The sequence below is a fragment of the Aliikangiella aequoris genome (assembly GCF_053709105.1).
In genome coordinates, this window is the sequence record NZ_CM132298.1 from 1,781,835 (window position 1) to 1,807,505 (window position 25,671).

The window sequence follows — 25,671 nt, forward strand, 5'->3', positions numbered from 1 at the left end:
GCTTAACGAGCAAAAAAGCTAACCAGTTTATAGTAACCCCTTGAGAATTTTAGGATTTGAATCATGGATAAAAAACTTTTAGATATTTTGGTTTGCCCACTGTGTAATAGTAAACTCAATTATGTCGCCTCACCAAAACAATTGGTGTGCCGGTTTGACCGTTTGAGCTTTGAGTTCAATGAAGACATTCCCGTTTTACTACCAGAAAGTGGTCGTGCCATGACAGCTGAGGAGCTAGCTAAGTTAGATGAATGACTTTCACGTAATAATTCCAGCGCGCTACCATTCTACTCGGCTTCCAGCTAAAGCACTAGCCAAAATTGGGCCCCGTAGTATGGTTGAGCATGTATGCCTAAGAGCGAGCGAAAGTGGTGCAGCCAGTGTTACTGTAGCGACCGATCATCAATTGATTTATGACCAAGTTATTCAAGCAGGCTTTAATGCTGTGATGACTAAAATAGAACATCCTTCTGGCAGTGATCGGCTTTTTGAAGCCGCAGAGCTAATTGGTTTGGAAGATAAAGACGTTATAGTTAACGTTCAAGGTGATGAACCATTTATACCACCACAAAATATTGCTTTAGTTGCTTCGTTGCTCAGCAAACAAGATTTCCCAATGGCGACTTTGTGCTGCAAAATAAATTCTGCTGAAGAAGTCCTTGATCCAAACTCAGTAAAAGTTATTTTTAATAAAAACCAAAGTGCACTTTATTTCTCTCGCTCTCCAATTCCTTACTCTAGAGAAAAACCTTTAACTATTGATAGTCAGCTTAGCGATGATTATTATCGACATATTGGCATATACGCTTATCGCAAAGTGTTTTTAAAGCAATACATTCATTGGCCGCAAGGGCAGTTAGAAACAATGGAGAGTTTAGAGCAATTAAGAGTATTAGAAAACGGGGCTAAAATTGGCGTGGCTTGTTTGGATAGCGCGCCTCCTGCCGGTGTGGATACCGAGCAAGATCTTAAAGCAGCTAATCTTTATTATAACCAATCAATGGTTAGTTAGGTAATACAATGCGTCAATCTATTTTATTTGTTTGCTTAGGCAACATTTGTCGTTCACCCACAGCCGAAGGTATATTTCGTAAAGTTGCATGCGAGCAAAGTAACCTTGACTTGTTTATTGATTCGGCTGGTACTAGTGCTCACCATCAAGGCGAGTCTCCAGATCCTCGTTCGGTCGAAGCTGCAAAGCAACGCGGTTACGATTTAACTGGTATTCGCTCGCGCCAAGTGACGCTTAATGATTTTGAAGAATTTGATTTGTTAATTGCAATGGACAAAAATAATTATCAAGCGCTTATTGATTTAGCTGCGCGTACATCGGTTGCTGATGCTCAGCAGAAAGTAAAACTGTTTCTTGATTATGCAGATCAAAAGAATTTTAGTGAAGTCCCTGATCCTTACTATGGTGGCGCTAATGGATTTAACCTTGTTATCGATTTAATAGAAGACGCCAGTCGAGGTCTGTTAAAGTCTATTACTTAATATTTTTTAGAGCAGAATCTACAAAATTAAATTGCTAGAATATAATTTTAATTGCAAAAAAAAAGCCTCATAATTTGAGGCTTTTTTTATCGGTTATTCTGACTTGGGTTTAGCCATTGGTGAATAACTTTTCTTTTGTTCTGGGTTTTCTTGAGTGTCTGAAGTGACTTTCTCGCCTTCAGAGAAAGTTGGAAAGTTAAAGTCTTTTCCTATGCTAGGAATTTCATCCGCAACTGTTGGCTTAGTCGCTGGTGCATAAGATTTACTAATCGGTGCGCTGGCTTGCACTTCCTTTACGGTTGAAGCAATTTCAGCTGACTCTTCTTTAGTAGTGCTAACCGTAGCGGAGCTTTCGCTTAGAGAAGCTTCATTTTCACTAGCTTTAATTCCAGCGTCTACCGTTGCTATTGGATCAATTTTTGCTGGTTCCTGTTCGGCGTGCTGCGCTGATTTTTCTTCTGGGGTATTACTAGTAGCATCAGAAGTTAAATTCAGTTCAGTTTGCTGATTTGTTGCGGGTTGAGTATTTTTATGTGCCGCTTTGTCCACTTTTGGCTTCGACTCTGCCTGTTCAGACTGAGCTTCTTTAGCACTATCAAGTGAGTTTGGCTGTGAAACAGCTGACTCGCTCTTTTCGTCTTTAGCCGGCTGCTTTTCGCCTGGTTGAGTTTCACTTGTTACAAAGTCTGCGACAGTCTTTGCTTGTACTGGGCTAGACTCTGTTTGGTTTTTTGCTGACTGTTCAGTGTCTTGGTTAAACGCTACTTCGTCAGTTTTATTTATAGATGTTTCTTCATTGCCTTTCGGCTTTCGCGTTGCTCGTGACTGGCGAGGTTTACGTTCAGCTTTCTTTTCTGTTGGCGCAGTTTTTTCAGCCGACTGTTGAGGCTTGACCTCATTATTTGCCGGTTGACTGGATTGCTCTTTTGCCTTTGCTTGACGTTCTTCTCGTGATTGGCGAGGTTGACGCTCTTTTTTGCGTTTAGGCGGCTGCTCATTGTTAGTGCTATCGTTTGGGTTACGATCGGTTTTTTGCGCATTGCCGCGCTGCGGTCGTTTGCGTTTGTCGCTTTGCTTACGGTTTTGTGGACGCGACTCTGACTGTTTTGCGTCTGTATCATCCGTGTTTTTAGTGTTGCGACTACGACGGTTGTTGTTGCGCGGCTTTTTATCGTATTTATTTCGACGGTTGCGGTTTGGTTTTGGTTTGGTTTTCTTTTTCGGTTTACTTTCACCAAATAAAGAACGCCAAATTCTAACTAATAAACCGGGCTGCTCGTTTGCGGTTTTTCTTACGTGCACGGGCGCAGGCGGAGATTGAACGTTTTCGGTTACAACCGCAGCTTGCTCGCTTGGTTTTATATTAGAGTGATCGGTTGCGGTAAATACTTCTAATTGTGGTTGAACTGGTACTTCATAAGATGCGGTTTCTAACTTTTCATCACCACGCATGCGCAATATTTCATAGTTAGGGGTGTCCATGTAAGGATCGGGAATAACGATTATTTTAACGTCTTGACGTTTTTCAATGGCTAAAATAATTTTTCGCTTTTCGTTAAGTAAGAAGGTCGCTACTTCAACCGGAAGCTGTGCTTGTACTGATGTTGTCAGCTCTTTAGTCGACTCTTCTTCTAATAATCTCAGGACAGATAGAGCTAATGATTCAACTCCTCTTACGGTGCCTGTACCGCTACATCGCGGGCAAACATTGTGCGCAGATTCGCCTAAACTTGGTTTTAATCTTTGGCGAGACATTTCTAGAAGACCAAAACGGGAAATTTTACCCACTTGAACTCTGGCTCTATCTCGAGTGAGTGCTTCTTTTAGTACCGATTCTACTTCACGCTGGTTTTTAGCTGGCGACATATCGATAAAGTCGATAACGATGAGTCCACCCATATCACGTAGTCGTAACTGACGTGCTATTTCTTGAGCTGCTTCTTTATTGGTTTGTAGTGCAGTTTCTTCTATATCGGCACCTTTAGTTGCGCGGGCCGAGTTAATATCAATGGAAACTAAAGCTTCGGTTGGGTCTATGACGATTGAACCACCGGACGGTAAGCGAACTTCACGTTGATAGGCGGTTTCAATTTGTGACTCGATTTGATAACGAGTAAATAAGGGAATTTCACGATCTTCATTCAATTTAACGCGGTTTTCAAAAGCAGGGCGAATAGAGCGTATTTGTTGTTTAACTTTTTCAAAAACTTCTTTTTTATCTACAATTATTTCACCAATATCAGAGCGCAAGTAGTCTCTTAGAGCGCGAATGATAACGTCGCTTTCTTGGTGGATTAAAAATGGAGCAGGGCGAGTTTCAGCAGCATTTTTAATGGCATCCCAGAGGTTTAACAAAACACTCATATCCCATTCTAGCTCTTCTGCGTTACGGCCAACACCAGCGGTTCTAACAATACAACCCATTCCTTTAGGTGTTTGAATATTACGCATGGCGTTGCGTAACTCTTCTCTTTCTTCGCCTTCAATGCGGCGTGAGATACCACCAGCTCTAGGGTTGTTAGGCATTAATACTAAATAGCAGCCGGCCAAACTAATAAATGTGGTTAAAGCCGCGCCTTTATTGCCACGTTCTTCTTTATCAATCTGAACAATAATTTCTTGTCCTTCACTAATCGCATCTTTAATTTGCGGGCGACCACGTGAATTTTTGTCAGAAAAGTATTCTCTTGAAATTTCTTTTAAAGGAAGAAACCCGTGTCTTTCAGCGCCATAGTCAACGAAAGCTGCTTCTAGGCTAGGTTCTACGCGAGTAATTTTACCTTTATATATGTTGGCTTTTTTCTGTTCTCTTCCAATTAGTTCAATGTCTAAGTCAAAGAGTTTTTGTCCATCAACTAATGCAACACGAACCTCTTCTGGCTGGGTGGCATTGATTAACATGCGTTTCATAATTGTGTTTTCTCTCATGGTTTGAGAGGCAATAAGGTAAGAAGGTAAGAGTGAGTGCGCTAAATCAGTGAGTGAGTGGTTCTAGATCAATTATTATTATGCTGTCTTTGCTTAAAAGTTATCTTTTAAATCAATTAGTTAGCTGTGGCATAGGTGGCACGTGTCATCTGCTTTTGCTGTACTTAATATAATTTGAATGAGTGCATCAAATGCAAGGCGAGCCAATATGGCCGAAATTAAATCTATCGCTACAATATCTGTAGCCCATTGTTTACTCTGTACTAAATTAGTGTCTTTTCTTTAAATTCTTTCTTCTTGGCTTATGCCTAACATCTTATCTAATGAGTGTAGAATGTATCTATCACTCTATGTTTTAAGCATTGTTTTATTAAACAGTGCTGTCGTATTCGTTCGTTGTAAGTGTTTTACTTACTGTTTGTAACCTAAGTTCTAGCTTCATTGCGAGTAATTTATATTTTAAAAATTACTCGTCTTAGAACCATTAAAGGTTACAGGTTAGTAAACTAAATTTTAGCTATTTAGTGCCTAGCTTTGGTTTATTAGTTCTAACCGCTGAACTATAGCAACAAATTAAGTGTGCATCAATTTTTAGCGAATTTTTCTTTGTAATTTTAAGTATTTAGCCCAAATCCTGGTGTTTTTTTAAACAGGTGTTTGATAAAACAACGTAATATTAAACAAACCACTAAAATATTCCCTCTTAAAGGCACTCTTCAATTGCTTGTCATTTTGAATTTTTCTATAATTTCGCTTCGATTTATAGAAGACAATTCTCTTAATCGCATTTGTTATCTCACCTCAATCTAGTTTTTACCAGAACTTCCGGAGCATTCAGTGGATTATACACAAGCCGTTGCAGGACTTAGTCAAGACATGATTACCAAATTAAAGACCGCTATTGAGCTAGGTCGTTGGGAAAATGGAGACAAACTGACATCAGAACAAGTCGAGTCAGCACTGCAAGCGGTCATGCTTTGGGAAGCTAAAAATATAGGTAATGAGCAGTCTGAACCTTTTAAAGTGGGCAAAGACGGTGGGTTATACACAGGGAAAGGCGAAAGTCATAAGCTTTCGTCTAGTTCTAAATATGACGAGGATACGATAATCGTCAAAAACAAGGTCTAAATATGTTAAACACAGTCATTAGGAAAGAGCATAAAAATGACTGGGAAAAGCGTACCGCGATTATTCCGTCGGACGCCGCTGAGTTGGTTGAAAAAGGTTTCCCAATCAGTGTTGAGCCAAGCAATATTCGAATATATAAAGATTCTGAGTATAGTGACGCGAAAGTTCCCGTCAATGGGTGTCCTGAAAAGGCAGAGTTAGTAATTGGCATTAAAGAGCCTCCGGTAAGTTCGATCCAGTCCGGTCAGGTTCACTTGGCATTTTCGCACACGATTAAAGGCCAAGACTATAATATGAAGTTGTTGCAGAAGTTCATTGATGAGCAGGCAACACTAATCGATTATGAGCCTATTGTTGATCAATCTGGCAAGCGTACTATTGCGTTTGGTCGTTTTGCGGGTATTGCGGGCGCGATTGATAGCTTGCATATAGCAGGCAAGAAACTTCAAGTAAATAAATTGGCAAATTGTTTATTAGAAATAAAGCAAACTTGGCAGTATTTATCTATATGCGATGTAAAGCAGCACTTTTCAACAATAAATATTGAGCAGGGTTATCCTATTAGAGTACTTATTGTTGGTACTGGTAATGTAGGCAAAGGCAGTGAAGAAGTTTGTCAGTGGCTGGGTTTACCAAAACTAGCAACACAAGACTTTCTAGCGGGGGATTTACCGAAAGGTTCATTTTATGCAGTAGTAAGTAGTCGACATATTAATCAGCGTAAAGATGGCGCTCAGTTTGATATGAATGATTTTATAGAGCAGGGCGTAGAAGCCTATGAAAGTACTTTCGATCAGCTTTTAGGCAAGTTTGATATTTTATTGCAAACCCCTTACTGGACAGAAAAGTATCCTAAGCATTTGAGCCAAGCTCGAATGCTAGCTAATAAAGACAAGCTACCTCTTGTTGTTGGTGATATTAGCTGTGATATTAACGGTAGTTTAGAGTGCACCACTAAGGCCTCTGATATTGATACACCTGCATTTACCTACAATGTTGATTTAGCTATGTCCACTGATGGTATTTTAGCTGAGGGAATTACGGTGATGTCTATCGATAACTTGCCATGTGAGTTATCGAAAGACGCATCTAATCATTTTTCCAATATTTTAAAAGGCTATATGCCAAGTCTTATCAATATGGATTTATCTAAACCGTTAGAACAAGCGGGTTTGTGTGATGAGCTCGCAGGGGCTGTCATTGTATATAAAGGGAAGTTAACCCCTGAATATGGTTATTTACAAACTTATTTAGATGAATGCTTATAGTTTAAGAAATTAAAATCACTCTATCTAATCAGCAATAAAAGCCTTTATTAGCGCTTTTATTGCTGAATTTCCATTTATATTGGTGTCTTGCTGGTTAAGTTAAACAGCAAGAATTCTGCTTTTCCCATTAAATTCCAACATTAATCGCTAAAAATGTGCACTCTGTCATTAAATTTAGTGACTTAGCTGCTTTATGATTGAATGTAAATATTCACATGTTAAACTAAACTTCTTGTTGTTTGCTGTTAATTGATTGCGAAGGACTGGCTTAAGCAGCGATTAAATATCTGTAACAGTAAAAAGCTATCAACAAATATCTTTGTGTTTGTTTGAAAAGCGTAATTATATTGGTTAAAGGTGGGTTTTATGAGTTTTAAAATAGGTCACGTTAAAGTTAATCATGATCAAAAAAGAATATCCTTTTTTTCGTTTAAGCCCTTAGTCAATTTCCTTGGCGGAGCTTGCTTATTAACCTTGCTGGCTTGTGGCTCTGGTGGTTCTGGTGAGGATAGTGCAAGTTTGAGTCTGAGCGTTACCGACGCGCCGGTTGATGGTGCAACAGCCGTAGTCGTCGAGTTTACTGGAGTAGAAATTAAAGGCAGCAACGGGCCTGCATTTAGCGTTGATTTTACAGAAAGTCGTCAAATTGATCTGCTAGCCTTGCAAGGTGAAAACTCAGAGCCGCTTTTAGTTGATTTACAAATCGAGCCTGGTGACTATCAGTGGATGCGCTTGAAAGTTAATGCACAATCAAACGTTTTAGATTCAACAATTAGTTTTGAAGACGGTAGTGTTTTTTCATTAACTATTCCTAGTGGTAGCCAGACTGGACTTAAGTTGAATAAAGGCTTCACTGTCGCTGCAGGAGCGAGTGTGAATTTCACTGTCGATTTCGATTTAAGAAAGTCGATAGTTAATCCAACGGGGCAGACTAATGATTATTTTTTAAAGCCTAGTTTAAGGATTGTTGATAACACTGAAGTTGGGAGTATCGCTGGCACAGTTTCTAGTGACTTAATGCTCAATCAGTCTTGTGTTGATGGCGGTGCTTCGGTTTACTTGTATTCGGGCAGTGATATTCAAGCTGACGATGAAGGTAGTGCGACTTCGCCAATTTCTAGTGCTTTAGTTGAACTTAACCCATCGTCGGGTGATTTTGAATTTACGCTCGGCTTTTTGCTAGCGGCAGATTATACTGCGGCATTAACTTGTGATGCTGAAAATGATGACCCTGAGGTAGACGATAATATAGAGTTTATTCAAAGTATTAATGTCACTTCGCAAGTAAATCAAACCGTTCAAATAAATTTTGAATAGCGCCCAAGAGCTTTTAAATAAAGGCCATACAATTTAATATTGTATGGCCTTTTTGTATTTATGCTAAAAATTTACGGCACCAGTGAATTAAAGTGGTTTCTTTTAGACTCCCTAAAATATCAAGTATTTCTTTAGTCTTTATTCGTCTAATTTAATTTTAATTTCTTCTAGTTAATGCATTGCTATTTTAAGTTTTTGTGAGCAATGAGTTAGGGTTTTAGAAAAAAATTTATATAGCTCAATATGGCGTCTTTATATGCTGCAAGATTTATCGAAAATCTCTTGATTTTCTTCTAAATTCAGGCAGCTTATCGCTGATATCACGGATATATCCGGCGACAATATGAACCACCTTTTTTTCTCTTTCAACTGTTCCTTTAATTAATAACAGGCGACTGCCTAATATTTCCTTTCTAAATTTTTCTAAAGTGTTTTTCCAAATAATAATATTCATATTACCTGTTTCATCTTCTAAGGTTAAAAACATTACGCCAGCGGCTGTTGCTGGTCTTTGCCTGCAAGTTACTATGCCCGCCACTTTAACAAACTGCCCTTGGCGTAAGTTTGCTAACTGGTTAGCTAATTTACATTTTTCAAGCCACTGGTTAGCTCTCATTATTGCCAATGGGTGCTTATTTAAAGTTAAACCTGTCGCTTGGTAATCACTTAACATATCTTCCACCTCACTGGGAGGCGTTAATTTTCTCTCTACCACAGAGGCTTGATGGGGGAGTGTATCAATAGAATGAAGTAAGGGCTTTGTATCTTCTAAACCTAATGATTGCCATTGTGCTTGATGACGGTTTTTAGCTAAGCGAGGTAAAGCGTTAGCCTGTATTAAAGCGTTTTTTTCTGTAGCATTAAGCCGAGATCTAAAAACGAGATCTTTTATATTGGTAAATTTCTTATTATTTCTCGCTTTAATAATACGTATGGCTGCTGCTTGATTAAAACCTTTTACTAAATGAAATCCTAACCGAATGGAATTAATTTTAGTCTGTTTTTCTGGGGGCAGTATGATCTTAGACTCCCATTCGCTTATGTCAATATCAATACTTAAAATTGAAATGTTATGACGAACGGCGTCTTGAATTAACTGTGAAGGCGTATAAAACCCCATTGGCTGGCTATTAAGCAGAGCACAATAAAATGCTGCCGTGTGATGGCGTTTAAGCCACGAAGAAAAATAAGCCAAAATCGCAAAGCTTGCGGAGTGAGACTCTGGAAAGCCATAACTACCAAAGCCTTTCATTTGCTCAAATACACGCTCAGAAAACTCTTCTGAATAACCTTTGGCACGCATACCTTGCAGAAGTTTTTCTCTAAATTGATAGAGATCACCATTACGTCCCCAGCTAGCCATTGCTCGCCTTAGTTGATCGGCTTCGCCGCCGCTAAAATCAGCTGCCACCATGGCTAACTTTATGACTTGCTCTTGAAAAATAGGCACTCCAAGAGTACGTTCTAGTACTTGCTGTATTGCACGGTTAGGATATTGTTCTATTTCTTCACCGTTACGGCGTTTTAAAAAAGGATGCACCATGTTGCCTTGTATGGGCCCAGGCCTGACAATCGCAATTTGAATAACTAAGTCATAAAAACACTGAGGCTTTAAGCGCGGTAGCATACTCATTTGAGCGCGGGATTCAATTTGAAATACACCTAAGCTATCAGCATTGCAAAGCATTTGATAAGTTAGCGGATCTTCTTTAGGAATATGACTTAGCTGAGTAATTTTTGAGTAGCTTGCTGTCATTTGTAAACATTTTCTTAGCATTGTTAACATGCCCAAAGCTAGCACATCTATTTTTAGCAAGCCTAGTGCTTCTATATCGTATTTATCCCACTGGATAACAGTGCGGTCTGGCATGTTGGCATTTTCAACGGGGACTAATGTAGAAATAGGGCGTTGTGTAATAATGAAACCGCCCACATGTTGCGAAAGGTGACGGGGAAAACCTAAAATACTCATGACTAACTCGTAAAATAAATCTACCATTTGAGAGTCGCCAGAAAAATTAAGTTGTTTAAAATGTTGCTGTAATGAGTCTGGTTTGTCCCACCAGGCTAAAGAGTGGCTTAAATATTCTATAATAGGCTGATCAATGTCTAGGGCTTTGCCCACATCTCGAATGGCACTTTTTAAGCGATAAGTAATAACCGTTGCCGCAATGGCGGCGCGGTCTCTAGAATATTTTTTATAAATATACTGAATAACTTCTTCTCGTCGTTGATGCTCAAAATCAACATCAATATCTGGTGGCTCATTGCGTTCGGCAGAAATAAAGCGTTCAAAGAGTAAGTCACTTTGAGCAGGATCGACTTCGGTGATAAACAAACAATAACAAACCGCCGAGTTGGCAGCCGAGCCGCGACCTTGACAAAGAATGTTTTGCTTTCTAGCAAACTGTACAATGTCATAAACAGTTAAAAAATAGTGTTCGTAGTTTAATTCCTTAATGACTTTAAGCTCATAGTCAATTTGCTTTTTTACGCTTGCTTTTACTCCATTGGGCCAGCGCTGCTGACTTCCTTGATAAACAATTTCTTTTAAATAGTTTGTTGGCGTTAAGTTATTTGGTAAAACTTCATCTGGGTACTCGTAACGCAGCTGGTCAAGTGAGAAAGTACATCGTTTGGCAATTTTTTCTGTCTCTTTAATTAAGGCTTCGGGGTAAAGCTGCTTAAGTTGATTTAAGGGGCGTAGGCTCTGTTCTGCATTGCTTAAAGAGTCTGCGCCTAAACTTTGAACGCTACGACATTGCTTAATTGCCTGAAGTGTATGTTGAAGTTTTATTCTTTGTCTAACATGCATAACAACTTGGTTTTGAGCGACTATGTTTAAATTAAAGTGGCGTGCTAAGTCTAAACTTCGGCTGTACTTAAAGAAGTCGTTGTTTTGTAGCAATCTAGAGTAACCAATCCATAGCTTTTGAGGGAATAACGGCTTTAACTGGTTTAGTGCTATAACGGATTTTTGATAACTGCTACTAGGCAAATAAATGCATAAGCACAAACTTAAATGACTTTTTAAATCCTTTAAGCTTAACTGATAGTCGCCTTTTTTAGCGCGTCGTCTTGCGCTAGTAATTAAGCAAGAAAGCTCTGCATAAGACTCTCTACAAGGGCAAAGAATAATAACCTGCAGGTCTTTTTGGGCGCTGAAATCAACTTTTAAAAAAGACCCAATAATAAGTTTGATGTTATGTTGTTTAGCGGTAACGTGAGCGCGTACAATACCGGCTAAACTGCACTCGTCGCAAATTGCTATACCTGAGTATTTAAGCTCTGCAGCTCGTTCAACCAGTTCTTGTGGGTGTGATGCGCCACTTAAAAAACTAAAGTTACTTTGGCAGTTTAATTCAACGTATTGCATAACATATTGGTTTAACTATAAATGCCATGTAAAAACCACTGGCTTTTTATTTGGTCATAGAAAACCCAGTAAAGCGAGCCGTTTTCGTGTTCTGCAAGGTAATAATCTCTTGCCACTTTTTGTTTCCACCAGTAGTGAGTAATTTTTTCTTGAGAAGAAATAATGTTCAACTCACCATGCCAAAGCAGCTTTCTTTGGTTATAGCCAATTGGCCTAGGTGTTTCCAGTAACCAGTTGGGTCTAAACTTAAATTTTTCAGACTTTTCATTGATTTGGTTTGTACTATTAGAGGCTAACTTATTTGCTGACGGTTGGTATTCAGTGGTTGATACTGTTTGATAACTCAGTTCTGGAACGTGCTCATTTTTAATGGATAGTTGATAACAGCTTTCTTTACCCAGTTTAGCTTGAATCTTATTAATAAAGTGCAAGCTTTGATTAAACTGAGTGTGCTCTGAAAATAAACTGTCAGGGATAACATTTAACTCATGTAGCTTTTCTACTCTAAGACGAATGCTTTCAACCGGAGCATGTAAACTATAGCGTTCTAAATTGAGGCGAGTAAGTTCTAGATAAGTATTGAGGTTAACTTTTGAGTCACTAATTAGTACATCGAAGCCAATCGTGTTTTTACTAATGTCGGTTAACTGCCAGTGCAAACACTGAGCATTGCGTTGTTTTAAAATAAGAAACCGGCATAAGTATTTTAGTAACCTTTTAATGGGAAAGCTCAGTCCTTCTTTATGATGTACAACATCGATAAAGTCTAATTTTTGATCAAAAAACTCTGCGGGCTTAAAGTAAACTTGCGGATCACTTAGCTTTCCAAAAAGCTGTTGCAAATACTGGGTTACTTCTACTCCAAAACGTTGATTAATTTCAGCATAAGGCAGTCGGTTTAAGTCACCTATAGACTTTAATCCTACGGAGAGTATTTTTTTGACTGCTTGGTTATGGTTGAAATGGGTCTCGTAACACAAGCTTGTAATGGCTTGTTTTTCAAGTATGGCTTTTTGCTGTACTAAGTTAATCGACTGAGTCTCTTCTTGCCAAAGTTGCTTAGAATACTCAAGTGAGTGTTGAGTCAACAATAATGCTGCTTTGGGGGTTTGTCCTATAGCCATTTTATAACTGAGATTTTCATCTGTTAAGCACGAGGTAATTTTGTTAAGTAACGGGTTTAAGCCTTTATAGAGCTTTAAGCTGCGTGCTATTTCGATTAAAACAATACCTTGGGTTTGTAGCACAATTGCCGAGGAAAACTGATAAAGCATTAATGCTAACTGGTTAATGCGTTGCTGTTCTTGCGAAGGGTTTCTTGGGAGTAGCTGTACTTTATCGCATAGCGCTAAAGCACTGCTGACTGTTTGAGAAACTTTTATGCCTGCATTTTTTGCAGCCAAGTTAATATTTAAAATCCGATTGTTTTCTATAACCGCAGCAGGCTGCTGCTTATCTTGTAATAAGCCGCTTTCCACTAAACAGCTTTCTATAGCGAGGTGAGGTAGGGTAATAGCAAGCCACATAATATAACCTTAGTGAAATCGATGAAGATCAGTTTTAGGTTCAGTTAAATAAGTTTTTTCTGAAGGAAAACTCAATGCAGACTGAGTTTCAGCCTGTGGGTGATTGCACTTTGCTTGATAACTTGGCCAGTGAATTGCCGATAAAGCGGTATAATGACGTCGCTCTGGAAACAGGTTAAGTGATACTTGTTGACCACTCCAGCCGCCAGGTTGTTTTATTACATTGATTTGGGTGAGCTGTTTATGCGCCCTGAGGTTTAAACGCAATGAGGCCGGAGAAGCTTGTTGCTGTTGTTCACTTGCGCGTATAGTAAAGCCCCAGCAATTACCTGTTTTAGCAGCCAAGCTGAGTTTACGTAAAGCGTGTTGACTTGTTTGATTAGGAAGCCAAGTTATTACTGCGGCGCAAGCTCCTGAACAAAGTGCTTGCTGTGCTGACCAGATAGTGTCGGTCCAATTACTGGTTTTAATTAAAACTTGGCGTTTTAGTTTTAATCCATGCTGCGCTAACGCAACAGGATAAGGTATAAAGGGTGGGTTTATCCAAGTGACATATCCGCTTTGTAACGATAAGTGAGCCAAAAAAGGCATGATAAGACGTAACTCTCCAACGCCAGCATAAGGAACCAGTAACTCGCTTACTGCTGCTTGCGGCCAGCCAGCATAGTGTAAAGCTTTGTCTAATGCGATATAGCCCGTACTTACAGCTGGACGTTGCCTAGGCTGTAATTTGGCTTGCCATACCTGGTGGTTATTGAACAGTTTTGTTAATACTTTTGATGACATCTTGACTAGGACACTTTGCAACATAAATACTGAAAATAAAATACACTTGCTTAAACTCCGTTTTAGTTAACCACCATTTGGGATGAGAGGTTGAAACTAACAATTAATGGAACTATCTAAGAAAGCACTACCTATATAAGTAGCATTAAAAGGCAGGCTAATCCAGCAATATTTATCTCAAATAAGTTAAGCAATTGAATTTATAGTGATTTTATTTTTTTCAGAAAGAGGCTATTAAACGCTTATTTGCTGCAAAACCATTGGCTTTGTAAAGTTTGGGTCTGGCAAAGCTGAGCTGCGGTGATACTGATATCAATTAGGTAGTAAAGGGATGCAAAGCCAAGGTTTTCTCTGCCTGCATTATGAAAGATAATTCCGGTAGCAATATCTGACGCAGAAAAGAGCCGATGTTTTTGAGCGAAAAACAAACTGGCTTGATTAACTGTTGGATCAGTTAAAAGCCGTTGAATACGGCCTATACCACTGTGGTAGCTCTGTACGAGTAATAATGAGAAAAGGCGGCTTTGCTTGCTCTTTTCAAGGTGGCCAAAAATAGACTCAAAAGCCGGGCGTAAATTACGCTGATTTTGTTGATAAAGCCTAACGGCACAGTCAACTTGCGCCATGCGATGACGGTAAAATTTTTGCTCTAGCTTGCAGTCTTTTAATACACTCGGCTTTAGTTGTAATAATCCAATTGCATTATCTTTTGATAAGCTATCTTTTCTAGCGCCACTCTCAATAATTATTTGTGCCAAAAATAAACGGTATTCGTCTGCTATAACGGGCTCTCCAATTATTTTTGACTTGGTTTTGTAAACCAGTTCAACAAGTTGATATAGGGGAATAGGTTGTTCGCTTGTACCGGCACGCATCCCATCCCATGTTCCCCATAGTCTATCGGCTTGGTCTTCGCCTAACAGGCGAGCAGTGGCACGGCTAATATCAACATGAGGTTGGTTGCAGTTTAAAGCAAAAGGGTAGCCAAAGCGGTTTTGATCACCTGCGACCCAGTGTTTGACTTTATTTTGTTTAAATAGCGACTCTCTTGTTTGGTTAAGTTTAGCTTGCGTTGCTTGGCTGGTTTCTAGGTTATTAATATAGCCTAAAAATCGACCTCGGCTATTAAACAAAATATGCCTATCAGCATTTTCACAGTAGCTTTTTTGAAATAGAACCCAGCGGCGAATATCAGTTAAATTTCTGTGCAGGTGCAAACTATGTTCATAAGGTAATTTACGAATAATATCTGTCCAGCTCGATTCGGCATTTAGCTTAATTGACGTGGAGCTAACAGCGAGTAAAAAACTAAAATATAATAAGATAAGCGGTCGCAACATTAAGGCACAAAAAGAGTTAAAATGGGTTTAAAGCGTATACTAAAAATCACAAATAAGATAGGCAAGCATTTAACTGAATAGTTTTTAAGCTGTCAAAATTTAACCTGAACAAAAAGAGATCAAAACTCTGCATGACCCATGCCTGTTCATATTGAAAAAGTTATTAACAGGTATATCCACTGAAAATGGGGATAACTGAGTTTGATGAGGCGTGATTTTTGTACACGGATTAATCGGTATTGGGCCGCCTGAATAATTAAGCGTTTAGAAAGCCGTATTGAGAAAATGGCTACTAGCAAGTTAGCTCAATTGCCATAATAACTCTATACTGAGTCGTAAGTAATTTTTATGTCGGTTAAACAATAAAGTAAAAGTGTTTATAAAGTAACCAGTTGGTTCGCTTTAAAGTTCACCTTAAGAGAGATAAGAATGCCAAAAAATCATCAGCATATTGTCGAAATGATAGCAGAGCTAAACTCTGAAAGTGGTCGCGACAATCATACACTGTTAGCTAAAGTTGCAGCGCATACCAGCGAGTTAAGTCCACCAGAAGTTGCTCGTCTTATTGAATCACTGCCTAAAACTAATCGAGCGGTTGTTTGGCAGCAAATTGATGTGAAAGACAAAGCGGAAGTTTTGCTTGATCTTCACAAAGAAACACGTCGTTCAATTATTAAGAATACCGATGAAGAAGAAATTATCGCTTCACTTTCGGAAATGCAGATGGACGAACTTGCTGATATTGATGATGACCTACCTATATCAATTCTTACAGCAATGGTAGAAGCAATGGATGCTCAGCGTAGGCAGCGCTATGACACGGTAAAAATATATCCAGATGACACCGCTGGTGGGTTAATGGATGCCGACGCTACCGCTGTGCGTTCTGATGTTTCATTAAAAGCGGTACTTCGCTATATGCGCTTTTTACGAAATAAAGAGGGTAGTTTACCTGAGCATTTAGACAGTTTAGTTATTGTTGATAGAAAAAATAAAGTACTAGGAACGCTACCGCTAAGTGCTTTAGTTTCACATGATACTAGCATGACAACTGCCGATGTAATGCAAACAGACAAACCAAGTATTACGCCGTTAACACCGTCTAAAGAGGTTGCGCAACTGTTCATTGATAGGGAGCTTTTATCTGCACCAGTTGTCGATAAAGAAGGCGTTTTGCTTGGGCGAATTACTGTTGACGATATTGTCGAATTAATGCGAGACGAATCAGAAAAAGAAATCTTAAGTAAAGCCGGTTTAGATGCTAACTCAGATATGTTTTCGCCGGTTATTAAAGCTTCTATGACCCGAGCGATTTGGTTAGGAATTAACTTAGTAACCGCTTTCTTAGCCGCTTGGGTTATTGGGTTGTTTGAAGCTTCTATTGAGCAAGTCGTTGCGTTAGCCGTTTTAATGCCGGTAGTTGCAAGTATGGGAGGCGTAACAGGAACTCAAACGCTCACTTTAGTAACTCGAGGTATTGCTTTAGGGCAAGTGGGCAAAAGTAACCTACGACCTTTAATGTGGCACGAAATTGGCACCGCAGGGATTAATGGAATTATTTGGGCGGCGGTTGTGTATGCAATCTCTGTGCTTTGGTATGGCGACTGGGTATTAGGTTTAATTTTTGGTGGCGCGCTATTAATTGTTATTTTAACGGGTACTTTATCAGGAGTATTTATTCCGTTAATTTTAAAGCGTATGGGAATTGATCCTGCACTTGCCGGCGGTGTTGTATTAACGACTATTACCGATGCGGTTGGCTTCTTTGTATTTTTAGGTTTGGCTACCGCTATATTAATTTAACTAATAATCCTAATTAATTTTTTGTAATGAAGGTTTTAGATTTTTACAGGTAATGTCAATTAGCTAACTAGTCCTTCTTGTTAGTCAATAAATTTATTGGATACTTTAAATAGCTTACTTGGTTTGACTCTGCTTGAGGCAATTTGCCAGCGCGAATGTTAATTTGAATAGACGGAATAATCAGTTGGGGTAGGTCTAAAGAGCGATCTCGATCTGTTCTAATTTTTACAAATTCGTCAACAGAGCTAATATTTGCTAAATGCTTGTTCTCAGTCTGTTGTGCTTGAATGCTGGTGCAAGCCGTTGGCTTTCGGTTGTTGGAAGGGTAGTCGTGGCATAAAAACAAACGCGTATTACTGGGTAATGAAAGTATTTTTTGAATCGATTGGTACAAAGCTTTCGCATTGCCGCCCGGAAAGTCGCACCTAGCAGTGCCAGTGTCAGGATGAAAAAGTGTATCACCTATAAATGCACAATCTGCTATTAAATAGGTAACGCTGTCGTTGGTGTGGCCTGGAGTCGCGAGCACTTTAATTTTGAGTGAGCCCGCATTAATAATGTCGCCTTCTTTTACAAGCAAATCAAAGTCGCTGCCGTCGGTTAAAAAGTCATCTTTAAGATTAAAAACTGTTTTAAAGTTTGCTTGTACTTGAGTGATGCCATGACCAATTACAATCGGAGTGGCCAACTGCTGCTTAATAAAATGAGCAGCACTAATATGATCGGCATGAGCATGGGTTTCTAAAGTATAGTGGAGCTTAAGTTGATGGTCGCTTATAAAGGTTAAAACTGTTTCAACTGACTCACTAGTGATTTGGCTAGACGCTTGCTGAAAGTCGTACACTGGGTCAATAATAACCGCATCTTGAGAGTTTAAGTCGTAAATGACATAAGAAAAAGTGCCGGATTCTTGATGATAAAATTCTTTAACTCTAACTGCTGACATAATCAAACCGACCCGCTTATTATAATATTAACACTTGCATTATTGTATACCAGAAAAAAACTTAAGCTATCAAGTTTTAATTAATCACTTAAAGATTTTATTGCTTGTTCTAATCCTTCAAGAGTTAACGGATACATTTCATTTTCAAGTAGCTGCTGAGTCATACCAATGCTTTGGGTAAAGCGCCAATAGGCTTGTTCGACAGGATTAAGCCAAACGACATGAGCAAATTTGGCTTTTATACGTTGCATCCATACATAACCCGCTTCGTTGTTCATATGCTCCACGCTTCCGCCTGGGTGTGATATTTCATACGGAGACATAGAGGCATCCCCAATAAAAATCACTTTATAGTCACTTCCATAGGTATGAAGAACTTCGTCTAAGGGAGTGTTTTCGGTATAACGTCTTGTATTGCTTTGCCAAACATTTTCATAAATAAAGTTGTGAAAGTAGTAGTATTCTAAATGCTTGAATTCTGTTTTACAGGCAGAAAATAACTCTTCGCAAATTTGTACGTAAGGATCCATCGAGCCGCCGACGTCTAAAAAAAGTAAAACTTTAACTGAGTTATGTCGCTCTGCAACCATCTTTATATCTAATAGCCCGGCATTTTTGGCGGTGTGGCTAATGGTCTCGTCCAAATCGAGTTCTTCTTGAGCGCCACTTCTTGCAAATTTTCTTAATTTTCTTAAGGCTACCTTTAGGTTTCTTGTACCTAGTTCTAGGCTATCATCTAAGTCTTTAAATTCTCGCTTTTCCCATACCTTTGCGGCACTTTTATTGCGACTTTCACCGCCGACACGTATGCCTTCTGGGCGATATCCACTATGCCCAAAAGGCGATGTGCCGCCGGTCCCAATCCACTTGTTGCCGCCCGCATGGCGAGAGTGTTGCTCTTGTAAGCGCTCTTTAAAAGTTTTAAGTAACTGGTCTAATCCACCTAAACTTTTAATTTTTGCTTTTTCTTCTTCAGAAAGGTTTTTCATAAATTCTGCCCTTAGCCAATCTTCAGGAATAAGGGCATCTAGAAGTGATTCAAGATCAGAAAGTTCGTTAAAATAAGTGCCAAATGCAAGGTCAAATCGATCATAATGCTTTTCATCTTTAACTAAACATAAGCGAGAAAGCGTATAGAAATCATCAATGCTGCAAAACACTAGCTGTTTTTGCAGGGCTTCAAGCAGGTGCAGCAGCTCTTTAATAGAAACCGGTAGTCCCAGCTTTTTTAGAGTAAAGAAAAAATCAACTAACATTCAAACCTACGCTATTAAATGACGAATAAATAAATTAGCCTAGCGTGCAGCTACTTAATTAAGAACACGCTAGCCATTTTTAAAGTACGAGAGTTAAGATTCTCTGCGTAGCATAAATGCGAGTTTTTCTAATAGATGCACATCTTGTTCGTTTTTTATTAGAGCCCCATAAAGTGGTGGTATAGCTTTGCTAGGATCACGTTCTTTTAGCGCCTGCGCAGACAAGTCGTCGGCTACTAATAATTTTAACCAGTCGATAAGCTCAGAGGTTGAAGGTTTTTTCTTTAACCCTCTAACTTCACGCACTTGAAAAAATATTTCCATTGCTTCTTTGAGGAGCTCTGCTTTTAACTGCGGAAAATGCACATTAATGATTTTTTGCATTGTCTCTTTGTCTGGGAAGTTAATATAATGGAAAAAACAACGTCGTAAAAAAGCGTCTGGTAGTTCTTTCTCGTTGTTGCTTGTAATGATAATTAACGGTCTCTGCTTAGCGCTGATGGTTTCTCCTGTTTCATAAACAAAAAACTCCATTTTATCTAGCTCTTGTAAAAGATCGTTGGGAAATTCAATGTCGGCTTTATCAATTTCATCAATTAAAAGTACCGCTTGCTTTTCTGATTCAAAAGCTTCCCAAAGTTTACCCTTTTTAATGTAGTTTTTAATGTCGTGAACTTTATCTCCTCCCAGCTGAGAGTCTCTTAAGCGAGATACCGCGTCATATTCGTAAAGGCCTTGGTGAGCTTTTGTTGTTGACTTTATGTGCCATTGAAAAAGCGGCATATCTAATGATGCCGCAACTTCTTCAGCAAGCATAGTTTTCCCCGTGCCGGGTTCGCCTTTAATCAATAGTGGGCGTTGTAAAGTTTTAGCGGCATTAACCGCCATTTGTAGTTCGGAAGTTGCAATGTAGTTTTTACTACCTGTAAAACTCATAGAATCCTCAATATTTAGGTTATTCACTGGCAATATTTTAACACATTTAACAGCGTGTGCACTTTACCTAGACAGAGTAAACAATAAAGCATAAAAACAGATCTCTGGAGGTTAGAGTTAAAGTGTATAGAACTAACTAAAGGCTTATCAAACAGAATGCATGAAACGCGCTGACCGAGCTTAGTTTATGCTTGTGAGGGCGCTGATATTTAGCACCAATTTTAGCCTGTTTTCTATAGTTTATACTACTCGATAAGCTAATATTTAAACTCATACGAAAGCAACCAACGCGCGTAAAAAGCGGATATCTCCGCGTATGCCGAGCCTTAATCATTAATATTTTAAGCTAGCCAATAGTGATAAATTTTAAGAGTTCTACTGAATTTTCAGTGATTTGCTAAGCAAAAGTGGTTAGACTATTAAAAAATTTTATTAAGTTAGTCATTTATGAGTCAAACATTTAGCGAGTCAGTTTCTTTTATTTTAGACAAAAAACATTTCCAAGAATGTTTTGAACAATCTGCGCCTCCGGTTGAGCGAAAAGACTATCGTAAGGCTATTGCTTTTGCGGTGATTAGTGTCGCACTTATGTTTATTGAGGCTGAGCACTACTATATTCCTTATTTTATATTCTGCCTTGCAATAGTGGAAGTTTTTAGCATTCAGTTTAGACAAACCTGGTGGGTGTGGCGCCAGTTAATGAGCAAAGCCGCATTTGGCAAAGTGGAGTTAACTATCAATGAGGAAGGGGTAGAAACTGCTTCAGAGTATGTTAACTCTCAAATTAAGTGGGCCGACGTAAGTCAAATTATTAAAACTGAGAAGGGCTTTTTATTAGAGCATAAGAAAGGCAAAAACTACTTGTCGAAAGCTCACCTTAGTCCAGCAATGTTTGAGTTTATCGTGTCAAAAGCTCAGCAGAAGGCAGATTAGTCATGTCATTAGCGCGAAAATCAAGGTGTATCTAGCCTATATCGACAGCCAACATCGACAGCCTATATCAACACTTGCCTATACCGATATTAGCTTCTTTAGACGCTAATTTTTGAAAGCCAAAACAGGGCAGAGCAAAATTTAAGCAGTTTCTACTTTACTCGCGCTTCACTGCTCATAATACTGCTGCAGTACTTTTTGTATAACTATGGTCGATGAACAGCATTTGGCTGTCCACTTTAACCGTCCACTTTAACCAAAACTAACATCTAAACTTATGTGTCAGTAAACGGCTGCTTTGTAATGAAGGAAGCCTTTGAGGTAGCTGTTGGGTTGAAAGCTTAAACTAAGAGTGAATTACTGAACAGAAAAAAGATTGCCTATTGAGTCTAGGCAATCTTTTGCGGGAAAGTTAAATGCTAGAATTTAAAGCGTTTATTCTTGCATCTATTCGTTTAATACGACCAGTGTTTTTTTCGTTGAGCTTTATTTTATTTAAGATTTCGGTTTGAGCTTTAACCAGCGCTTTATCACTTTCAATCGCAATATGTGGTTTAACGCCGACGCCTTCCCAGTTAGTTTTAGTGAATGGATTGATGCTACGTCCCGTAGGTAAAAACATAGTAAACTGATCGTTTAATCTTACAAAGTCGCCACTATTGGCACCACCGCCGGTATTTTCTCCTATTATAGTCGCACGCCCAAGATGTTTAAGGGTGTAGCTAAAGTCTTCAGCAGCTGAAAAACTATTCTCGTTCACTAAAATATAGAGCGGTCTAGATTCACCATAGTGAGAGCCTGAAACAAAGCTATGACTCCAGTTTTGCTCTGTCTTATCAGTTGTTCGGTTATACATATCATTCAAATGGGTTCGCTTATCTAAGAAATAACTTGCCAGTAAAGTTACTGAATGCTCATGACCGCCAAAGTTGTCGCGCAGGTCAATAATTAGACTATCGGTATTCGCTAGTAAGTTCATTGCAGAAGCATAAAAGGGACCAACAGCTTGGGTAGGAGCAAAACCGGAAATATTTAAATAGCCGATATTAAACTTGAGCCGTTCAACCTTGGTGACTCCAAAGTTGTGAGCTTTCCACATTTCTAATTCGTGTTGAGCTTCTTGTTCTTTTTGTTGTTGGGTTAACTCTGCTTTTTGTGGTTCATAGGCAAGATGAAGGTGTTTATCCTTTGTTTCGCTATAAAGCAATTGATTAAGCTGCTTAGTAAAAGCGTCTATATTGTCGCTTTGCTGTAGTTCGTTAGACTTAATAAAATGAGTTAATTTTGCGCTGACTCGCTTTGCCGACTCAGGGTTAACATAATTTTTTTCTAGCTTCTCGATGATCCGGTTGACAGTGTCAATTTTAGTTTGACTGTCTATCGGCTGCGAATTAGCGACAACGGCACCACTAAAACCGACTAATAATAGAACTGATGTTAGCTTGTTTGTTAACTGCTTTAAATAATCTAATCGCTTCATGCGCATTCCTTAGGTTGATTTACGGCTAAGCTGGCTCACATTTAATAAGTTTGCCTTTCAAAATAATTATCTTTATGTAAAGATAACTTGTGGTTAGGTTAATAAAATATTATCTTTATATCAAGATATATTTTTAGATTGAAACTCTTTGAAACATTTTACCTAAAAGGTGTTTACCCATGAACGACATAGTGACTCAGTTTAATAATGAATGGGCTCAACAACGTCCAGACCTTGATGTGCGGCCTATGCTAGTCATGGGGCGGATTATGTTTCTAAGTAAAATTTTAGATTCTGCTGCTACGCAATCGCTAAAGCCGTTTGATTTGCGGTTTAGTGAACTAAACGTACTGGCCAGTTTGAGGCGAGTGGGTAAACCTTACCAGTTAACTCCTAAGCAGCTTTTAGAATTTGTTGTGTTAACGTCTGGTTCTATGACGGCTTGTTTAGACAGACTTGAAAAGCGTGAGTTGATTAAACGCAGCATTGACCCTCAAGATAAGCGTGGCCGCTTGGTTATGTTGACTAACAAAGGGATAAAACTTATAGATGAGGCGATAGGCGTGTGGTTTGCAAAAGTAAAAACCATGACGCAAGGGCTGTCAAAAAGCGAAGAAAAAGATTTAGGTCGATTACTTGAAAAGCTATTAAGCATCAACACCTAACCAGAAAAGTTAAAGCTAGTTAGTCATAAAGTTAATTTGCATGTCTAACTAGCTTTAAATACAAGGATTTATAATGCTTTAAGCATAGTGTCCACGTCGCTGACCGTAAAAGGGTCTTCTGGACAATTGTCTGACATGCCTGGCTCAACAAATTGGAGCTTAATTTCTCCGTCATCAACCATCATGCTATAGCGCCATGAGCGATTACCGAAACCTAAGTTGTTTTTGCAAACTAGCATTCCCATTAATCGAGTAAAATCACCATTACCATCTGGAAGCATTTTTACTTTCTCGATTTTTAGTTGTTTCGCCCATTGAAACATACTGAAGGCGTCGTTGACGCTAACACAATATACTTCGTCGATGCCTTTCGCTTTTAACTCATCGTACTTAGCCTCGTAGCCGGGCAGGTGAGTGCTAGAACATGTTGGAGTGAATGCGCCGGGTAGCGCAACAATGACAACTTTCTTTCCCTTAAATATATCGTCGCTTGTAACATCTTGCCAACGAAAGGGGTTTTCGTGATCAATACTTTCATCTCGAACTCTTGTTTTAAAAGTAACTTGCGGGACTTTGCGAATCATGAGTATTCTCTCTTAAAGGGTTAATGTGAAGCTAGAATAAGCGATAACCATTTATATGTATAGTATATGGGTTGAATCGTCTTAATAGTTTAAGTCTATTGTTGCTGTTTGCTCACTAGTTGTTAGCATGAGCCACAATGAATGCACTGATTTTGCTTTTTGTGTATCTAAAACGCATGATATTTTATATCGATGAACTTCGTAAAAGACTCTTTTACTTTAGCAGAAGATTTTAGAAAGGAAAGTAACTTAATCTATTTAGCTTTTATTAGCGTAAATTTAACTTTAATCATCTAAATAATAACAGCAGGCGATTAATCTGTGGCGGAAAACGGATGGTAAGCGAAAAAATATATCATGCATTAGTTGTAGAAGACGAAGGGCGCCTTTGTAAGGACATTCCTGAGTCAGCATGCAATGATCAACCTAAACATTTTTTGATTCATGTAAACTCGCTCTCTTTGAGCAAGTTAGCGGACGGCTTTATTGATCCTAAATTAATACTTAGCTGGTTACTTGCGCAACTTGGTGCGAGTAGTACTTTAATTGGATTGCTAGTGCCAATTCGAGAAGCTGGTGCTCTGTTGCCGCAGCTATTAATTGCTGAGTGGGTAAGGCGTCAAAGTAAACGTAAATTAGTGTGGGCTTTGGGTTGTTTTGTTCAAGCTGTTGCTGCGCTTGGTATATTTTTATCGGTGCTATTATTGGCTAATGATTCGGCCGCTATTGTTGTATTAGTTTGTCTTTGTATTTTAGCCATTGCTCGAAGCTTTTGCTCTGTTAGCTATAAAGACATTTTAGGTAAAACGTTGGCAAAGTCGACTCGTGGAACGGCTACGGGGCTAGCTAGCTCACTTGCAGCTGTCGGTGTGTTGTTGTTTGCGGTGCTTTTAGGAAGCGGCCTTATCGACTTAAGGGTTAACGCCATTGTCGTCATTATAGCTTTTGCAGGCTGCCTATGGTTGTTGGCAGGGCTAAATCTTTTGCGCTTAAACGAAAAAGTGGGTAGCAAAGAAGGCGGCGAAAATGGCATCGCTGATTTAACTAAACGCATTAAACTGGCTTTTTCTGATGGTCAATTCATTCTTTTTGTTTGCATTAGAGGTTTGCTTACTGCTGCGGCTTTGGCACCACCATTTTTAATTTTATTGGGTCAACAGAGGGCTTCTAATAGTTTAGACTTTGCAACAAATATTACATCCAATACCAACCAGTTAGGTTTGTTGTTGATTGCTAGCGCAACCGCAAGTTTGTTGAGTAGTTATGTTTGGGGAAAACTTGCTGATCACTCTAGTAGAAGGGTTCTTTGTATTGCTGGTGTACTGGCTGGATTATCGCTAGCTAGCTTAAGTTTTATTAGCATTTATTTTCCAAGTTTACTAGCCCACCCAATCACTTTACCTTGTGCATTATTATTCTTAATGATTGCTTATCAAGGCGTTAGGTTGGGGCGTTCGGTTCATTTGGTGGATATGGGAACGCCGCAAAATAGAGCCCATTACACAGCGGTTTCTAATACTTTTATTGGATTGCTATTGTTAGTTGGGTCAGTTTTTGGTTGGCTTGCTCAGACTTTAGGCGTTACCGCAGTGATTTCGCTGTTTGCTATTATGTGCGTTGTCGCGGGCTGTTTAGCGCTGAAATTAGACGAAGTACAAGATAAAAATTAAAAATTAAATATTAGAATGATTAGCCTAGTGCTCGTTATGTTACCCAATTAATTTAAGCATTTTCTAATGCTGCAATTATCGCCTGCTTTTGTGTGCTGACAATTTCACTTTCGGACAGTAGAACGGACAAGTTTTTGTCCTGCGGACAATCTTGTGGACAGCTACTTTACAACATTTTTGGATCTATCTTAGCGAACTTCAATGTTTCATTTGTATTTCAATTCACTTACGCTCA

At 39.0% G+C, this 25,671-nt stretch carries 20 protein-coding genes; 10 read left to right on the plus strand and 10 right to left on the minus strand.

Annotated elements, in window-relative coordinates; translation table 11 throughout:
- Nucleotides 1–63 precede the first annotated feature (63 nt).
- The 3 genes from ACUR5C_RS07760 to ACUR5C_RS07770 are packed head-to-tail and all read left to right on the plus strand — an operon-like array spanning nt 64 to nt 1,494.
- Entirely contained in the window at nt 64–255 is a 192-nt protein-coding gene (locus ACUR5C_RS07760; RefSeq protein ID WP_454467785.1) for a Trm112 family protein, read from the plus strand.
- Nucleotides 248–1,012, plus strand: coding sequence for a 3-deoxy-manno-octulosonate cytidylyltransferase (kdsB, locus tag ACUR5C_RS07765; RefSeq protein ID WP_454467786.1), 765 nt, complete (start codon nt 248–250; stop codon nt 1,010–1,012). The genes ACUR5C_RS07760 and kdsB overlap by 8 nt, the downstream gene beginning before the upstream one ends.
- 8 nt (nt 1,013–1,020) lie before the next feature.
- Nucleotides 1,021–1,494 carry a low molecular weight protein-tyrosine-phosphatase gene (locus ACUR5C_RS07770; RefSeq protein WP_454467787.1) on the plus strand — a complete coding sequence of 158 codons (474 nt, stop codon included), beginning with the start codon at nt 1,021–1,023 and terminating at the stop codon, nt 1,492–1,494.
- 93 nt (nt 1,495–1,587) lie between these two features.
- On the opposite strand, the gene rne is transcribed toward ACUR5C_RS07770, so the two are convergent.
- Complete coding sequence (rne, locus tag ACUR5C_RS07775; RefSeq protein ID WP_454467788.1) at nt 1,588–4,404, minus strand: ribonuclease E; 2,817 nt, start codon at nt 4,402–4,404, stop codon at nt 1,588–1,590.
- 855 nt (nt 4,405–5,259) lie between these two features.
- On the opposite strand from rne, the gene ACUR5C_RS07780 reads away from it, so the two are divergent.
- The 3 genes from ACUR5C_RS07780 to ACUR5C_RS07790 all read left to right on the plus strand — a co-directional run bounded on the left by ACUR5C_RS07780 (nt 5,260) and on the right by ACUR5C_RS07790 (nt 8,135).
- Complete coding sequence (locus ACUR5C_RS07780) at nt 5,260–5,550, plus strand: DUF1315 family protein (protein WP_454467789.1); 291 nt, start codon at nt 5,260–5,262, stop codon at nt 5,548–5,550.
- Between the two features lie 2 nt (nt 5,551–5,552).
- Nucleotides 5,553–6,818, plus strand: coding sequence for a Rossmann-fold NAD(P)-binding domain-containing protein (locus ACUR5C_RS07785; protein ID WP_454467790.1), 1,266 nt, complete (start codon nt 5,553–5,555; stop codon nt 6,816–6,818).
- Nucleotides 6,819–7,184: 366 nt separating this feature from the next.
- On the plus strand, nt 7,185–8,135 hold the full coding sequence (locus ACUR5C_RS07790; protein ID WP_454467791.1) for a DUF4382 domain-containing protein: 951 nt from the start codon (nt 7,185–7,187) through the stop codon (nt 8,133–8,135).
- A gap of 268 nt (nt 8,136–8,403) precedes the next feature.
- Here ACUR5C_RS07790 and ACUR5C_RS07795 read toward each other — a convergent pair whose 3' ends face one another.
- From ACUR5C_RS07795 to ACUR5C_RS07810, 4 genes are all read right to left on the minus strand, one after another.
- Nucleotides 8,404–11,511 carry an error-prone DNA polymerase gene (locus ACUR5C_RS07795; protein WP_454467792.1) on the minus strand — a complete coding sequence of 1,036 codons (3,108 nt, stop codon included), beginning with the start codon at nt 11,509–11,511 and terminating at the stop codon, nt 8,404–8,406.
- Nucleotides 11,512–11,522: 11 nt separating this feature from the next.
- Nucleotides 11,523–13,037 carry a Y-family DNA polymerase gene (locus ACUR5C_RS07800; protein ID WP_454467793.1) on the minus strand — a complete coding sequence of 505 codons (1,515 nt, stop codon included), beginning with the start codon at nt 13,035–13,037 and terminating at the stop codon, nt 11,523–11,525.
- A gap of 9 nt (nt 13,038–13,046) precedes the next feature.
- Entirely contained in the window at nt 13,047–13,823 is a 777-nt protein-coding gene (imuA, locus tag ACUR5C_RS07805; RefSeq protein WP_454467794.1) for a translesion DNA synthesis-associated protein ImuA, read from the minus strand.
- 242 nt (nt 13,824–14,065) lie between these two features.
- Nucleotides 14,066–15,163, minus strand: a complete 1,098-nt coding sequence (locus tag ACUR5C_RS07810; protein WP_454467795.1) for a membrane-bound lytic murein transglycosylase EmtA — start codon at nt 15,161–15,163, stop codon at nt 14,066–14,068.
- Between the two features lie 429 nt (nt 15,164–15,592).
- Here ACUR5C_RS07810 and mgtE point away from each other — a divergent pair, with 429 nt between their 5' ends.
- Nucleotides 15,593–16,966 (plus strand): magnesium transporter, encoded by a 1,374-nt coding sequence (mgtE, locus tag ACUR5C_RS07815; RefSeq protein ID WP_454467796.1) that lies wholly within the window; start codon nt 15,593–15,595, stop codon nt 16,964–16,966.
- 67 nt (nt 16,967–17,033) lie between these two features.
- Here the strand turns inward: mgtE and ACUR5C_RS07820 are convergent, their stop codons facing one another.
- The 3 genes from ACUR5C_RS07820 to ACUR5C_RS07830 form a co-directional block, all read right to left on the minus strand.
- Nucleotides 17,034–17,912 (minus strand): MBL fold metallo-hydrolase, encoded by an 879-nt coding sequence (locus ACUR5C_RS07820; protein ID WP_454467797.1) that lies wholly within the window; start codon nt 17,910–17,912, stop codon nt 17,034–17,036.
- 80 nt (nt 17,913–17,992) lie between these two features.
- Entirely contained in the window at nt 17,993–19,168 is a 1,176-nt protein-coding gene (locus ACUR5C_RS07825) for a vWA domain-containing protein (RefSeq protein WP_454467798.1), read from the minus strand.
- Nucleotides 19,169–19,261: 93 nt separating this feature from the next.
- Nucleotides 19,262–20,104, minus strand: a complete 843-nt coding sequence (locus ACUR5C_RS07830) for an AAA family ATPase (RefSeq protein WP_454467799.1) — start codon at nt 20,102–20,104, stop codon at nt 19,262–19,264.
- A gap of 447 nt (nt 20,105–20,551) precedes the next feature.
- Here ACUR5C_RS07830 and ACUR5C_RS07835 point away from each other — a divergent pair, with 447 nt between their 5' ends.
- The gene (locus ACUR5C_RS07835) at nt 20,552–21,037 is read left to right on the plus strand and encodes a YcxB family protein (RefSeq protein ID WP_454467800.1); all 486 of its coding nucleotides are present in this window, start codon (nt 20,552–20,554) and stop codon (nt 21,035–21,037) included.
- A gap of 412 nt (nt 21,038–21,449) precedes the next feature.
- On the opposite strand, the gene ACUR5C_RS07840 is transcribed toward ACUR5C_RS07835, so the two are convergent.
- Entirely contained in the window at nt 21,450–22,517 is a 1,068-nt protein-coding gene (locus tag ACUR5C_RS07840; protein WP_454467801.1) for a S41 family peptidase, read from the minus strand.
- A gap of 179 nt (nt 22,518–22,696) precedes the next feature.
- On the opposite strand from ACUR5C_RS07840, the gene ACUR5C_RS07845 reads away from it, so the two are divergent.
- Nucleotides 22,697–23,182 (plus strand): MarR family winged helix-turn-helix transcriptional regulator, encoded by a 486-nt coding sequence (locus ACUR5C_RS07845; RefSeq protein WP_454467802.1) that lies wholly within the window; start codon nt 22,697–22,699, stop codon nt 23,180–23,182.
- A 68-nt stretch (nt 23,183–23,250) separates the two neighbouring features.
- Here ACUR5C_RS07845 and ACUR5C_RS07850 read toward each other — a convergent pair whose 3' ends face one another.
- The gene (locus ACUR5C_RS07850) at nt 23,251–23,766 is read right to left on the minus strand and encodes a peroxiredoxin (RefSeq protein ID WP_454467803.1); all 516 of its coding nucleotides are present in this window, start codon (nt 23,764–23,766) and stop codon (nt 23,251–23,253) included.
- A 335-nt stretch (nt 23,767–24,101) separates the two neighbouring features.
- On the opposite strand from ACUR5C_RS07850, the gene ACUR5C_RS07855 reads away from it, so the two are divergent.
- Nucleotides 24,102–25,436, plus strand: a complete 1,335-nt coding sequence (locus ACUR5C_RS07855) for an MFS transporter (RefSeq protein WP_454467804.1) — start codon at nt 24,102–24,104, stop codon at nt 25,434–25,436.
- Nucleotides 25,437–25,671 lie beyond the last annotated feature (235 nt).